Genomic DNA, 15,848 nt, shown 5'->3' with positions numbered 1-15,848 from the left:
CCGTTTTGTTGCATTACAGGCTGGCTATTTATTTGCCACGTCCCTGGGCCATGACACGCAGGGTCTGCGCAATGATCCACATATCAAAAAAGAACGACCGACGCTCGGGATACAGCAAGTCGTACCGCAGGCGCTGAACCATCTCATCGATCGTGGCGGCATAGCCAAACTTAATTTGACCGATCGATGTGATACCGGGCTTCACCTTCAGCAGCGACCGGTATTCAGGTGCAACCTCAACGATCTGATCGATGAAGAACTGCCGCTCGGGCCGTGGGCCAACGACAGACATGTCGCCTTTGAGCACGTTAACGAACTGAGGTATTTCATCCAGACGGGTCTGGCGCATGAACCGCCCCCAGGGCGTGATCCGGCTATCGGCCAGGCCACCCGACAACGATGGGCCCGCTTTCTCAGCGTTCACGTACATACTACGGAACTTGATGATTTTGAACGGCTTGCCACCCCGTCCGATTCGCTCTTGTGCGTAAAAGATAGGGCCTTCCGATGTCAACTTCGTAATCAATGCCAGCACCAGAAATATCGGCATGCCAATTAAAAGCGCTCCCAGCGAAAAGGCGATATCGAACCCCCGCTTCAGCATGTTGACCCTGAAGTCGGCCAGCATTTGCGACGACAGGTTCAGAACCGGCAGGAAATCATGGTACTCAACCGAAGCGCCCCGCGTCAAAAATCCGCGAAAGTCTACCAGCAGCTTTACCTGGTAGTTTTCGTCTTCGGCCTGATCCACAATCTCTTTCAACTTATTATTATCAATGTAGGGCATACAGCAGTATACACAGTCTATATTCTGTTCTTTGATATAACGGGCTAAGTCGTTATAACCGCCGGTCAGCATAGACTTGTTCTCGTCGGTGGCATGATCAAAGTATCCCTGAAACCGGAATCCCATTTCGGGATGCAGTTCGTAGAAACTTTGAATCGTACTGGCCAGCTTGCCATAGCCGACCACGATATACCGTCGGTTGTTATATCCACGCGCCCGATACTCTTTCAAAAAGACCAGCCCGCCAATCCGAAAAGCGGCAGCCATACTGGTAAACAGCACGTACGTTATCAATAAATGCTCTCTGGAGTAATAATAGCCTTTTATAGCTACCCAGCATATAGAGATGACCGCTATATGCAGCGCCATCAGGAAGAGCAATTTCTTTATTAAATGGTCCGCTTTAAAAAGCTGACGAGGAAACGTATAGGGTTTGAACAGCAACACCTCAACCAGCCACACCAGATTAAACAACACCCACAGCAGCGCATAGGGCGGTTCTGAAACAGGCTCGATGGCCCTAAATTTTATCCAGTATGCCCCTACAAAAGCCGCGTTCAGGCTGAGAAAATCAGCAATTACGTGCAGTGGAAAGAACAATATTGAATAACGATGCCTCATACCTTTTTGCAAATCCAGATGGACTCTATTGACTCATCATATGGACTACCTACGCTAAAATAAGGCATTCGGTTGACCAACACCTGCTAAATTATCCTACGGTTCGTGTGGCGAGTCCGCAAATTACGAAGAAAACAGGGGGTGAGTATATGACATTTATTAAAGGGCGCTGAGCTCCCAACGCGTCAGGGCGTCGACGCCAAAACCTTACGAAGACTCAAAAATGTACCCACTCCGTTCTTGTATAAAGTGCCTGCATCTACCGCCACACTACCCGTTATGTCCAGTCCGCCCGCTATGGCCAGCGGTACAACCATACCCAGGTAGCCGGAGAACTGGTTACGGGCGGGGTTATATGGCTCATCATACGTTCCCAGATTTCGGCTAAACGAGGCTTTGAGCTGATACGAGATAGGCGACTGCAGGGCCGATCCCCGAACAGGAAGTTCACCCGCCAGTCCCAGGTGCAGAACCGTCACCCGGTTGTTGACTGTAAAGGTACCGTACGGATATTCCCCGTTCGGACCCAGTGCCGGCGGAATAAACGGTGTTCCGATCGTGTGCTGTCGGTAGGCCCACCCGTCGCGAAACTGCTGGTGGTTGAAGTAATCGTCCTTACCCCGACGTTTGGGATCTTCGAGCACAAATTCCGGTCCACCCTGGCTGGTTGTGTTCAATACTTCGAACAGGATATCCCGAACCAGGGCATGTGGGTCGTTCCGTCGGATGCGTATTCCGTTCAGCCCATCGGCTACATTGATGAGCGAGTATATGGAGCCGTCTTCAATCAGGCTCTGCCGATACATAAATAATGTATGGCGAACCAGATCGATCTCAGCCGCTATGTCGATCGAGCCAACATGATTTCCGACCCGGTTGGTTTGGTCGAAAAACGTATATTTAGTCGTATCGGTCCGCCCTTTATTGATGCCGGTCACTACGTAAAAATAGTCGATTGGCCCCGACGGCAGTTTGCCCCCGGCGGGTATGGTGCCGGGTATGCCGGTCGGATCAGCCGCCTGCCCGCCCCAGACTACCTGGTGGTTGAAGCCGCCATAAAACCGAAATACCTCATTGGTTCGGCCCAGCCGGAGGTATAACGACTTCTGGTGGAGCATGGTGTTGCGGATGTAGCCCGATGCGGCCAGGTAACCATGCGCATAAGTACCCTGAATAGCCACCCAGCCTTTTGTAAAGCCAATCGGCGTAAACACCGGGATAGCGATCTGAATCTTGGGAACCGGCATCGCATTGCCCGACCAGGCATAAGAACCCGTAGACAGGGTCGAATCGGCCAGCCCAAACCGTTCGCGACGACGACCCACGTAGGCTTCAAAAATACCTTTGCGTACTTTCAGGTAGGCTTCGGGCAGCAGCACCGTTCGCTCGTACGGTAATTTGTTCTGAGCCGCATTGGCTACCACACTGAGGCCGTACCCAAAAACATATTTTTTCGGAGAGGAGCGGTATTCGGTGCTATCGTATTCGCTGTATATACCGGCCCTGACCGTAAATACCGGCGACTGATTCGGGACGATACCGAATTGGTTGGCACGCAACCAGAAAGGAGTGGCAGTCGACGAGGACAGATACGTGCCTGCTTCAATGGAGTATTGGGTAGGCTGCCGAAGTGGCTGGGCTTGTAGGGTAGAACAAACAGCAGCCGTGCTGATCCATGCGTACAGAAGACACCTAGAGGGGAAAATACGCATTAGAGAGGAAGTCTGATTCCAGAAAGAACATACAATAATAATGATTGAGCAGGGCCTTTATTGCCAGCCTGATCAGGAATTGAGCCTGAGGCCGCGGACAAATATAGGTCATAAAGGCGAAGAGACCCACGTACCGTACGTGGGTCTCTTCGCCTTTATGACCTATGTATTATAGAGTTACTTCTTAATAATCCGGCTCACCGCCCGCTGTTGGTTTGCTTCTACAATAGGCATATACACGCCCGACGACAGGGAAGCAGGTTTCCACTCCACGCGATGCTGGCCCGCTGCCTGGGTTTCGTCCTGCAGCAGTTTCCCGACCACTTTCCCCTGCGCATCCGTTACCCACAGGTTGACTTTTCCGTCGGCAGGCAGGTAGTAGTCGATGGTCGTTACCTGATCGAACGGATTGGGAAATGCATTGAGCTTAAGCGGAAACTCCGATCGGCCGGCCGACAGGGTTACGGGTTTGATAAAGGCCGTAAAGGTGCTCCCTTGTCTGGCTTCGAAACCAGGCAGTAGCGTCACCGACCGGCCCGCCTGATAGTCGACGGTAGATGCCGCGTTAACCACATTAACGGCTTCGATCGTTTCAACAGCCTGTTCCAGATGCTGACTGCCGCGGTCGTAACTGATCTGAATACGGAGATGCTGGGTTGGCGCCTGGGCCAGACACCATACCGGCGAGCAACAGATCAACAGAGTGAGTAGCGTGCGCATCTTATTTCCGGGTTTTACCATGTATACGACTGATACGCTGCTCCAGCTGACGGCTTTTCTTCGTCAAAGCGTCATTCTGCTTTTTCAATTCGATGACGTAGAGGGTTAGTTCTTCAACTTTCTCCAGCAGTTTGGCCTGCATCTGCCCTACATCGACGCCTTCTTTAACAACCTCCTCGGCAGACGGAACGCCCGGCAGATGTTTGTTCTGCTGTATGTATGTATCTACTTCGTTAAGGCTACGGAGCCGGTAGCTGGCATCGAACACCCGGTCAGACCAGTCGTTGGTGCTTTTAACCGCTACTTTTACTTTTTCGGTGAGCACGCCGTCGGCTACATAGAGCCGGTAGCCCGCTGGCGTTTTAGACACGCCCGGCCCGATCACGACCCCACCGGTGTTCGTATTCACCAGGTTATCGCCGTCAGCTACCCAGGCCGTTTCTTCTGCGGCCATCCGGGCCGAACCATTTGTGCTACCTAGTACCACATCACCGTTGGCGTCTACAGTCAGAAACTTGGTAGTGTTCAAGGCCGTAGCCGGGCTGCTCGATTTCAGGTTGGTCAACCGCAGGCCCGACGTGTTTGTACTGGCACTAACCACCTCCAGTTTATTGGCAGGCGCTGAGGTGCCGATGCCAACGTTGACTGCATTTCCTAAAACCATACTGTTGCTTTGGCTAACAATAGCGTTAGATCCAATAGCAATTGCATTAGTTACGTTTACAGAGTTTGAACTCACCCCAGATTGGTACCCAACAAACACATTGTCCGAACCCGATGACACGCCAAAAAAACCAGCATACTGGCCAAGGTACACATTTCTATTACCAGAAACATTCCCATAACCAGACCCGTCTCCAATAGTAGTGTTACCACTACCCCCCTTGTTATTTAAACTAGAGGCATTACCGATGAACAGGTTAAAACTACCACTCGTGTTTCCAGATCCAGCTAACTGGCCCATGAATAAATTACTGCCTCCAATGGTATTACTTTGCCCCGTATTAAAACCAATGAACACATTATTGCTGCCAGACTGATTACTTTGCCCTGCTCCATAACCGACAAATGTATTAGCTTGACCAGCATTACTTGTTCCAGAATTAGCGCCTATAAATGTGTTTTGAACCGCAGTTGTACTTGATGCACCAGAAAGAGATCCAATATATGTATTACTATAGCCACTACTGTTACTTCCACCTGCATCAGATCCGATAAATGTATTATCATTTCCGGAAGAGTTGGAATATCCTGCTCCAGTGCCTAAAAAAGCATTGTTTGCTCCATTATTAAAGTATCCAGACCTATGTCCGACGAAGACATTGTTGTAACCCAAGGCGTTTGAATAACCTGCCTCAGTGCCTAAAAATGTATTCTGATTCCCCGTGATATTACCAAATCCGCTTCCATACCCAAAAAATGAGTTGTTCTGTCCAGAAGAGTTCGCTCTACCAGATAATGCACCAGTAAACACGTTCTTAGTACCTGCCATATTACTGATTCCAGCACCACTCCCAATTAAAGTATTACTGGCTCCTGTCATATTGAGACTACCAACTCCCACACCGATCAAGGTATTTTCTGATCCAGGTGTAGACGATGCAGGTGCTGTGACAACTAAATTTCCTTGTGCATACAGGCCTTTATACCCAAACAGCAATGCTGACATCAGAACAGCTTGTAAGTAAATTTTTCTCATATTTGAAGAATGTTTTGTATTATCCGTTAAATTTGCTCAATTTATATTACCTGTGCAACATCGTTACAAGTTTAACTTTAAAAAACAAGTCAACGTACAGTTTTGCGGTTGGCACTTACAAGGCAGTTATTTGTGAAGAATCTTACAACTAATATTAACCAAAACTGAAGAGGTATTAGCGATCACAAAATTCATGCCAAACCCTTTATTTACGCTTACTAACAGACATTATTTTTTTTTCATAAGGCAATAATAAAGTGTCCTTGTTTAACATCAAGACAGCATAACGCCGTGCATTTTCCTTTAATTTAACTAAATTATCTGAAATAGCTAAGTCTAGTATGGCTTGCGCTAATAATACAGCACTCTCAGGCTGGACAATTAGGGCGACATTATCAGAAATTAGTTGTTGAGCCAAAAGAGATGATTCCTCAGCAGTAACAATAGTAACTCCTCCAGAGGCTAGTATAGTTGTTAGTTTAGAAGGCATAACAATATTAGTCATACCTCTCTTTTGAATAACAACATGTATATCTGCAGTAGACATTAGCCGAGGAAGATCCTCATAAGGGACACCAGGGCCAAAGAAAACATTTGATAGTTTTCGTTTATGTGAATCAACTAAAAGCATTTGTTTAATTGCACCTTCCCCATTAATCAGAAATTTAATTGACTTGTTTGAAATAAGTATCTCTGCAACATCGAGTAGAATTTCTAAACCTTGTTTAGCGCCTAAGTTACCAGCGTACATTATTACAAGATCAGAGGGCTGAAACCCATACAAGGAACGGAATGACTCATGTTTATTTAAAGGCCGAATAAATTTAGTATCCACCCAGTTGGGTAGCATAAAGAACTTATTAGATTGTACCCCCTTACTAAGAATCATATGCCTCATTCCTAAGCCTATACTGGAAACTACCGTAGCTTTCTTAAGTAAGAATTTTTCTATATTACCAAGTAAATATAATAGTCTCTCATTTTTAATTAAACCAAGTGTTCGAGCTGCATCAACCTGCAAGTCCTGAATATGAAATAGATAAGGGATATGTTTTAATTTGCCATATAAGTAAGGCAACAAGCCTATAAACATTGGAGGTGAAACACATACTACTGCATCATAATTAGAAAAAAAAACTTTTAACCACACAGGAAATGAACTAACAGCAAAAGAGATTTCATGTAAAATACGCTTAAAACCAGAAGGATTCATAGGTACATACAAAGGGCATCTGTATATAGTCACATTATTTAACTTATCGACAGTCCAAAGTTTTCCACGATAAGCAGGATCAATTTTCCATTTTGGATAATGCGGATGAGTCGTAATTACGTCAATACTATGGCCTCTTTGGGCCAACCAGTCAACTAACTCCCCATTATATTTACCACTACCTGTCAATTCGGGAGTGAAATTTGCTGCATAAAACAAAAGTTTTAACTTTTTCATAACTATTATTTGGCATAAAGAAAATCAATTCGCAAAATATGTGAGCCAAGATATTTCGTCGCAGCAGTTAGTCTGATTGGTTCAAAACCTGATCCTTTAGTAAGTTCATGCATTTCATCAAATAGTGGTTTGCCTTAGTACAAATACTTTGGTAGCAATCATCAATGCCATTAATATAATAAACTTGCTTTAGGTCATAGAAATATATAAATGACTTATCATCAAAATTAATGTATTTTTTTAAATGCGTGACTAAGTGCTCGTTGTAGCAAATAAAATCCCAACGAAAATCTAGATAATACCTTGATTTTCAAAGAATAAGGGCTTTTTCCTTCAATATTAGTTGGGCTTACATTTTTATCATGCCTACGATACAAAACTAGAATACTAGGTATAAAATCTGCAGTATAAAAGACATTAACTAGTATCCCAATCCACATACCGTGGTCTATATTAGGATAAAAGTCTATGGCTTTTGGAAATGGCAATGCGAAGTTTAAAATATCCCTGTTAAATGCCATACAGTTTCCAATATACGTGTTCTTCACAAAATTTTTTATTACTCCTGGACCTGAATTGTAAATATTGAAAAAGGATTTAGGATGAAGAGAAAAACCTTTCTCGTCTATAAATTTACAGTTACATACTACTAGCTTATGCTGTTGCAAATGTTCAAGCATGGTCGATACACGATCAGATAGCCAAACATCGTCTTGATCAGCTAAAAATACGTAATCTCCTTTAGCCTGATAGAGTGTAAATTGAAAATTAAGAACTGCGCTTTTAAATTTCTGGTTCTCAAATAATTTAATGCGCTCATCATTAAAAGAATTGATAATAGCAACTGTGCTATCAGTTGATGAATCATCAGAGATTATCACCTCATCTTCATGTGACAATTGTTTTAAAATAGATTGGAGTTGATCAAATATATACAATTCTCCGTTGAAAGTCGCCATACAAACACTAACCATAATACGCAAAATTTATTTGAGTTGATTAAATTTTCCCTTCAAATTGTCTATTCTTGTAATAAACACTATAAACAACTAAACACAAACTTAGCAAAGTGAAACCTAAAGGATGGTTAACATAAGGATTCGTTGCTGAAAGAAGGTAAGTAAATAGTACAGCTAACCAAAATGGTCTAGAAAATTTTTCACCCTTCGTGAGTAAATATAATCTGTGTATGTAGACCAATAATAATAACCAGAGGCTTAAACCAATTATACCTTGCTTGTGTAAAATCTCTAAGTAAGCAATTTCCATATGTGAGTTTCTAATAGGTATACCATACCCAAAACCATGACCGAAAATAATGCTTATAAAATCTATCTCATCAACTACTTGGCTAATTTGGATAAACCTAATAGCATCGCTTTCTTCTTTATCACCTATATATTGACTGTATTCAAGATTAAAGATGTACAACGCCAACAAGAAACATGTAATAACAAATGTAATTAACGCTAAAATAGATTTATTACGAAGTAACATTTTTATATTTTTGATATTGACAAACCAACTCACTAAATAAGTTAACACTACCATTAGAACAAAACCTCTTGTACCTGTAAGAAATATTGCAAAAGAAATAACTAATACTGAAATTCTATTTTTCCAATTTTTAATACCTGAATCTATCCAGAAAAATAAACCGACGCATAAATAAAAGTCGCCCTTATAATATATAAACCCATACGATCCTTTAAAAAATACTTCATTAGAAACAGGATTATCAATATCAGACTGTCCGGTAGCATAGATATTAAAAAAATACCATACCTGACCAAAATTAAAAATATCTAAAACAACAAAAAAAACAATTGTTACATGTAACAAGGCTAAGATCAATGAGCTACGTTTTAACAATCTAACAACCGTTTCTATATCTCTCTCACTATTTATACTCAAGGAAAAGTATAGAATGATGATGAAAAAACAAAATTGCTTTATATCTAAAAATAAAAAAGTACTATTTACGCCATTAACAATACCTAATAATGAGGAAAACAACATTGACAACAGATAAGCAGCAATAACAATAACAATATTTTTTCTGACCTTTCTACAAATGATTATATGTGCGCTTACTATGGATAGTCCTGTTAACCACAAAGCCATACGAAGTGTAAAGAATGAGGTAATTTCAGTAAAACGGCCTGAACCACCCAGAAACATTTCTATTAACAAAATAGAAAAAATTATTTTGTTAATAGAGGTAATATTTTCTATACTGATTGCCAAGGGAAGTTTCATGGTGCAACTCTATTATTGCTCTTAAGACAGTGGGCGATACTGTTTACTTAAACATATGCATCGCCTAATCGCAAATTTAAGTCATATAATATTAAGTATCTAAGCTACAAATATAAACCAAACACTCAAAATTATCATATCATATATATATGAATACTATTGTAAGGCTAGTTTACGTATACCAACAATCTAGTACTCCCATAAAGTAACCATTTATATCTATATGCAAATTTATCTTCATCCAAATAGATCAGTGCTAAAATTTCAGTTTATATTGCAGAGATTATTACCAAAATTTAAAAGTAATGTTGTCTGTAGGGAAATTATGGATATGCACAATTTCGTTTCTTCTTTTGAAGCTATCAATTGATACAATAATTGTAATAAAGGATAGAAACAATGTAGAGAAAATATCAGTAATTTTAAAGTCGACAAATCCTATATGCATTGACGAAATAAACATCTGGCGTTGTTCATTAAATGGCAAGTTCAGCTTGCTTGCAGCAAAGCAGATTGATAATAAGACAAATACATTAACAATAAGCTCGGATAATGATAAGATATTCTACAACAGTATTGCCATCGACATTCCTAAAGGCTGCGGTTTGACCACGGATACACTTAATATTAAGATAGGTTCTAATACATACGTGTATCCTTTAAGATATATCACAGTAAATTGGTATAAGAAAAAATATCTCGATAAAACATTATATCTAGCGCCAACAGAGGAATTCAAAGTGAAATCTAGCTTTCCATATTTTAGAAAGATCATTAACTGGTCAGGAGACTATCAACTTTATACAAAGTTGATAGATAGCAGTAGATCTATAATCCTATTATTGAGTGTATTCGCTTTATTTTTCATCAAAAATAACTACGTAAGGTATGATTCTAAAGCTATTCCTCCGTATGCGTATTACCTGTTATGGACATTGTGTATAATATGGACGATAGTAAGAACCCCTTTCCATCTAAATGAATTAAAAAGCGGTCTAGACCCTTCATGGATTACAGCTTTAAACTGGTCTAGCAATTTAGATTACAAATGGGGAAAAGATATTATTTTCACCTACGGACCTATGTATTGGTTGGTTAAGCCATCAGTGATTCTTACCCCAGATCATATATCCAGATACTTTGTTATCACCCTAATCATCTACAGCATTGTAGTTTCTTTTATATATAAATTCATTTTGTTAAACCATAAACATAGTGCATTCTCATCTAGGCAGATTACCATCACTATTAGTATATTACTATTATTCAATTTTGAGCTCCTAGATTACATAAATATGTGTATTTTAATTTTATTATCGAGCTTAATTGATAAAATTAATAAACTAACTATCATAAAGGTAATTTCTGCTTGTTTTTTATTAGCTATTGCCTCGCTAGTTAAATTTAGTTATGTTGCAATTGCAATTAGCTTGTTTATATTAATTCCAGTAATATCGAGCAGAAAAAAATTCCTATATTCTACAATCTATATTTTAAGTTATGTGATATTTTTGACTGGCCTCTGGTTAGTGAATGATCAGAGTATTACAGATATCTACAGTTACATAATAAGGGGGTTAGATATTGCAAGTGGGTACAGTGAAGCAATGGCTACTCCCTTTTGGGATTATAACACTTCATTCTTCTCTAACTTAATCGATTTATTTTTTTTAATTACATCTATTAGTATTTTATTAATCTACGCATGGATTGCTTATAGAACTTTTAGCAACAATACACTTAGGAAAAATTTGTTGCTATGTGCACCTCTTGTATTTTTATCATTTAAAGAAGGTTTTGTTAGATTTGATGGCGGACACTTAGTGTTATTTTATTCACAGCTTTTGTTAGTTACTATTTTTGTCTACTATATACACATATCTACAGAGTACAGATCAAGCGTATCTAACAAGCTGGTAGGCATAGCAATTCTGTGTTTGATTGTCGTCACACCCTATTCTTCCTTTAATTCTAATCATATATTATTACCATTGAGAACAGACAAATTAGATGAAGTACTAAAGCAAAATAAAGATTTTATAAAAAATAACTTTCCGATTAGTCAACAAACGAAGAAGATATTCGACCAGAAATCACGAGTCGATATTATGCCTTGGGATATATCTACTCTTTACGCCTATAATGCGAACTGGAAACCTAGACCTGTATTTCAATCCTATACTGTTTATACGGAAGGATTATCAACACTTAACACTAAATGGTATTCATCAAAATATGCACCCCAATATATAATCTACCAATATAAGTCTATTGATAACAGATATCCTTTGTATGATGAGCCAGAACTAAATCTAATGCTCCTATCTAGATATCAACCTGTAGAAAACCACAATAACAATTATTTATTATTAAAACTTCAAGAAAGACCTTTGATTCAAAATTACATTGAATTACCTGTAAAAAAATACACATTAAATTCAAAGCTATCAGTTGTAAGCTATAAAGGTACGTATACAGTTTGTAGTGTCGATGCTCACCAGACATTAGCTGGAAAGATCTTAAACTTTTTCTATAAAATACCTCCTTTGTCTATTACTATGTTTGATAGTCTTGGAAGGCCCTATGGCGAGCATAGGTTAGTTAGAAAAACAGCAAACGAGAATTTAATTATTTCTTCGTATGTTAACAATCTGAATACCTATCGTGATTTATTTAGCCACAATACACCCAACAAAATTTCGTATTTTAAGATTAATGGAAATCCTCTGTTCTACGATCCGGAGATCAATATAAAGATGGTATTCATCAAAATGTACAATAAAAATTAACATTAGATAATTAACACTACTAAAATTATATATGAATATTAATCTCTCTGTTGGCGTAGCATGTAATGATACATCAACTTTCTAAACATTGGTGATAACTTTTCGCAGTTTATAAATCTTTTTAAATCCCCGGCATTGTCTTCATTTAAAATGCCCTGGTAAATGCGATCAAACAATTTAGCCTGATTCAATTGAGATGACAGGAAGTCGCCAAAGCCATTATTTATCATGCTCCATAAATTAGCTGCCCGGTTTTTAAAATTTACTTCTTTGTTAACTGTAACATTGGTTTCATGCTGTCGGTAACTTACAGTCTGTTTTTTTAGAAATCTAACTTTACCTATAGAATAAGCTATGCAGGCTATCCAGTGATCATGCATCGTAGCCTGATCAGGCATTTTCATCACTTCATCTGACATTTTACGGTTAAATAACATTGTGCAACCAGTTACAGTGTTACCGAACAGAAGAGAATAAAAGGTTGTTTTGGATGGATCAATCTCCCTCATTGTCCAAAACGATTCTGCTATAATTTGCCGTTTACTATCTATTACTTGCAGATCTGTATAGACCAAGGCAGGTCTACCTCCAGTAATTGGAAGTATGAGTTCTATCGAATCACCCAGTTTATCCGGTAGCCATATGTCATCTTGATCACAACAGGCAATAAAATCACCAGTACAGTTCGCTATGGCCTGTCTGAAGTTTCTTACTACCCCTTGTCTATCTTTATTTTTAATAACTTTCAATGGCAAGGCATCTTTAAAACCCAATACTACATCAATAGTGTTATCTTCTGACATATCGTCACATACGATAACTTCATAAATAGGGTATGTCTGTGCACATAAGGAATGCAACTGCTCCTCTATGTATTTCTGACCATTATAGGTAGTCATTGCAATTGATACCCTCTTATTATGACTTATACTAGCCATCGTATCGCCCCATTTTCCCTTTGCAACAATCCAGTACCCCCTTCAACATCATTTTACTCCTGTATAATCGTTTATCTTCCAGCCACATATTTTTGCTCACGTCTTTGAGTAACTCATACATAAATATTAAATAGTACTTACTGGGTATATAAAATGCATATTTCCACATCACGTAGGACGTATTACGGAATCTATAATAGACGCGAGTTGGGTTGTGTGAGGTCCAGTGAATTGTCTTTCCGAGGATAGACACATGCTTTCGTATTCCCAATCTATGATTGAGCAGTAGATAGTTCAATTCAATCACACTATATCCATTTCTTGCGAGTCTCATACAATATTCATGATCTACCCAATCAATAAAGAGTTTTTCCAAGAATGGACCGCACTGTTTATAAGCCTTTAAATTCAATAAATTCCCCGAAGTAATAGTAACATAAACATATCGGTGTGATTCGCCTGCTAAATGTGGTGTTGATTGCGCTGCCAGTATACCTATTTTGTCCGATTCTCGTTCACTTAAAAAAGTGACCATTCTTGCTACCATGTTATCTGGAACCAAGGTATCATCGTCCATAGTGAGGAGATAATCAAAACCATGGTTTATAGCAGCATTCGCAGCTATGTTGAGTGCATTGGCAATACCTAAATTCTGTCCATTAAAAATATATTTAATATTGAAAAATGTCTCCAAGGACATAATCAGGCTTTCATTGATTGTCTCTGAGTTATCAACAACAAATAGAGTATCAACCTGGTTGATGTAAGACTTTATATTATCTATAACAGAAATTTCTGAATTGTATAATACAATCGCACCTGCAACCTTTATCTGACTATGATTATTCATCCTTCTTTTTTAGAAACTGCAATGAACTGTGAAGCGAAGAAGTCATCGAAAATCATTAAAGTCAATTTATTGAACAAATTCACTTTCCAACTCATTGGATGACCTGGGAACCGCTGTATTGAGGTTACAAGCTCGAATTTGAAATTCGGTAGACTGACCAGATCCACTAAGTTTTTTTTGCAAAAAAAACGCAGGTGAGTCTTATCTAAAACCCCTCCTAAAGGGTCATATTGAAAATCTCCTTTAAATATTATTTTATACAAAACTTTATAAAAGCGAATATTCGGCACACTCACAATTAACTGACCTCCAGGTTTTAAAAACTTTTCTACTTTTGATAGAACTGTCCATGGGTCTACGAGATGTTCCAGAACGTCTCCGCAGATAATTGCATCAAAATATTCTTTTTCTAAATCAAGTTCTTGATTTTCAATATCAGCTATTATAAACTGATCTATTAGCTCATGGTCTTGATTTGTTCCTTCAAGTTTGAATACGTCTACGCCTACAACTTCACTAGCACGATTGCTATGTTTCAGATACACTAAAGTATCTCCGCCCCCAGATCCAATCTCCAATACCTTTATACTGCCTGTTTTTGGCATTAAGCTTACCAAATCATGCCTTACTCGTGTAAAGTACTCTTCCTGCTTAATTTTGTATAGGCTCATAGTCATTTGTGTGTTTAAATGTCAAGCTTTAGAAATGGTCCTCCATAATGAATATTGAGGGAATTTATATTCTAATAAAACTATTAAAGATAAAACAATAATAGTTTGAGTTAAAACAACAACAACTGCAGCACCAATTATGCCTGCTTTCCAACACAGAACTACTGTTAAGAAAACGCTAACAAACACCATTATATTAAATATATTTGCAGTATGCTTTTGTAATTTGTAAGCAAGTAGTGTTTGATAAAAAGGAATGTTCAATGATACAATGAATCCGTTAAAACTTAATATTTTTAATACTAAAGCTATATCGGCTTGGTAAGAACCGGTTATAAGATAAACCAAATATTCAGATGCCCCAAACAGCGCAATACATAAAAATAGCATGGTAAAGCTAAGAGAAAAAGCTATTTTTTTGACAAATCCAACTAACCGCTCATGCGACTCCCCAGCTAATTGACACACATGCGGATACATTGCCTGAGATACTATGATTAACAATTGCCAAAGTAAAAAAGTGACCTTCTCTGCAATACTATATTTCCCCAGTTCTGAATCATTTACATAAAATCCCAATATTACTATAGTAGAACTATTAGAAATAAGTGACGATAAGCTTAAAGCAAAGAAAGCCCAGCCCTCTGTTAATTGATTTTTTACAGCTGCTATGGTAGGGATTCTTAGCTCTAATTTTTCCTTCTTTATAGCTAAATAAGTACCAAGTATCCCAGTTAAGGTATTTGCAACACCGTATATAAAAACAACGTATCTATAACTCTCTCTTTCTTTTATAAACAGAAATAACAAAATCAATATTAGAAGTTTAGATATTATATTTAAGTATGTTATATATTTCATTCGCTCCACTCCCTGAAAAAACCACGTCGGTAGAAGTACATTACCCAGTATATACAAGAATCCAGAAGAATAGATTATAGGTTCCGCTCCAAACCTTGGATAAATAATAATACCACCTGCTAAACCTATAGTAACGATAAGTAATAAAAATATCTTTGCCGCTAAGACATTAAAGAAGAGAGCACTTATGTGTAAACAGTTATTTTTGTTCTGTGCAACTTCCCTTGTCGCGGATATGCCGAAGCCGTAATCAGTTACAGTTATCAGATAAACAAGAATTGTCAAGGCGTAACTTACAGTACCATATTTATCTATTCCTACTACACGCACTAAATATGGAAAAGTTATTATTGGAATAACAAAATTAGTAACCTGCACAAAGCCTAGTGCAATTAGATTTGCGCCAATCTTTTTTTGCGTTCCACTTAACTTATCTACTATATTGATCATACTTTTTTAACTCATCTTACGTAAGATTCAACACTAATATT

Annotated in this window: 12 protein-coding genes; 1 reads left to right on the top strand and 11 read right to left on the bottom strand. The window is 38.7% G+C overall.

Annotated elements, in window-relative coordinates; genetic code table 11:
• Positions 1 to 28: 28 nt before the first annotated feature.
• The 7 genes from EQG79_RS19585 to EQG79_RS19555 all read right to left on the bottom strand — a co-directional run bounded on the left by EQG79_RS19585 (position 29) and on the right by EQG79_RS19555 (position 9,248).
• A complete protein-coding gene (locus tag EQG79_RS19585; protein ID WP_077919460.1) occupies positions 29 to 1,408 on the bottom strand; it encodes a sugar transferase in 1,380 nt (459 codons plus the stop codon).
• A 185-nt stretch (positions 1,409 to 1,593) separates the two neighbouring features.
• A complete protein-coding gene (locus EQG79_RS19580) occupies positions 1,594 to 2,967 on the bottom strand; it encodes a capsule assembly Wzi family protein (RefSeq protein ID WP_240699400.1) in 1,374 nt (457 codons plus the stop codon).
• Positions 2,968 to 3,297: 330 nt separating this feature from the next.
• Entirely contained in the window at positions 3,298 to 3,840 is a 543-nt protein-coding gene (locus EQG79_RS19575) for a T9SS type A sorting domain-containing protein (protein WP_129603345.1), read from the bottom strand.
• Position 3,841: 1 nt separating this feature from the next.
• Entirely contained in the window at positions 3,842 to 5,539 is a 1,698-nt protein-coding gene (locus tag EQG79_RS19570; protein ID WP_236648568.1) for a beta strand repeat-containing protein, read from the bottom strand.
• Between the two features lie 205 nt (positions 5,540 to 5,744).
• Positions 5,745 to 6,989: a WcaI family glycosyltransferase gene (locus EQG79_RS19565; protein WP_129603343.1), complete on the bottom strand. Its 1,245-nt coding sequence runs from the start codon at positions 6,987 to 6,989 to the stop codon at positions 5,745 to 5,747.
• Between the two features lie 227 nt (positions 6,990 to 7,216).
• Positions 7,217 to 7,948, bottom strand: a complete 732-nt coding sequence (locus EQG79_RS19560) for a glycosyltransferase (protein ID WP_206445601.1) — start codon at positions 7,946 to 7,948, stop codon at positions 7,217 to 7,219.
• 40 nt (positions 7,949 to 7,988) lie between these two features.
• On the bottom strand, positions 7,989 to 9,248 hold the full coding sequence (locus tag EQG79_RS19555) for a hypothetical protein (protein ID WP_129603341.1): 1,260 nt from the start codon (positions 9,246 to 9,248) through the stop codon (positions 7,989 to 7,991).
• Between the two features lie 353 nt (positions 9,249 to 9,601).
• Between EQG79_RS19555 and EQG79_RS19550 the strand changes: the two genes are divergently transcribed.
• The gene (locus tag EQG79_RS19550) at positions 9,602 to 12,037 is read left to right on the top strand and encodes a hypothetical protein (RefSeq protein WP_129603339.1); all 2,436 of its coding nucleotides are present in this window, start codon (positions 9,602 to 9,604) and stop codon (positions 12,035 to 12,037) included.
• A gap of 38 nt (positions 12,038 to 12,075) precedes the next feature.
• Here the strand turns inward: EQG79_RS19550 and EQG79_RS19545 are convergent, their stop codons facing one another.
• From EQG79_RS19545 to EQG79_RS19530, 4 genes are read right to left on the bottom strand one after another with little or no spacing between them, the layout of a single operon-like run.
• Entirely contained in the window at positions 12,076 to 12,975 is a 900-nt protein-coding gene (locus EQG79_RS19545; RefSeq protein ID WP_077919467.1) for a glycosyltransferase family 2 protein, read from the bottom strand.
• Positions 12,968 to 13,825 carry a glycosyltransferase gene (locus EQG79_RS19540; protein ID WP_077919468.1) on the bottom strand — a complete coding sequence of 286 codons (858 nt, stop codon included), beginning with the start codon at positions 13,823 to 13,825 and terminating at the stop codon, positions 12,968 to 12,970. Before EQG79_RS19540 ends, EQG79_RS19545 begins: the two co-directional genes overlap by 8 nt.
• On the bottom strand, positions 13,822 to 14,496 hold the full coding sequence (locus EQG79_RS19535; RefSeq protein WP_161492694.1) for a class I SAM-dependent methyltransferase: 675 nt from the start codon (positions 14,494 to 14,496) through the stop codon (positions 13,822 to 13,824). Before EQG79_RS19535 ends, EQG79_RS19540 begins: the two co-directional genes overlap by 4 nt.
• A gap of 21 nt (positions 14,497 to 14,517) precedes the next feature.
• A complete protein-coding gene (locus EQG79_RS19530) occupies positions 14,518 to 15,807 on the bottom strand; it encodes an oligosaccharide flippase family protein (protein WP_077919470.1) in 1,290 nt (429 codons plus the stop codon).
• Between the last annotated feature and the right edge of the window lie 41 nt (positions 15,808 to 15,848).

Origin of the sequence: Spirosoma sordidisoli (genome assembly GCF_004138325.1) — a bacterium.
GTDB lineage: Bacteria > Bacteroidota > Bacteroidia > Cytophagales > Spirosomataceae > Spirosoma > Spirosoma sordidisoli.
This window is presented reverse-complemented; position numbering and strand designations above follow the sequence as displayed.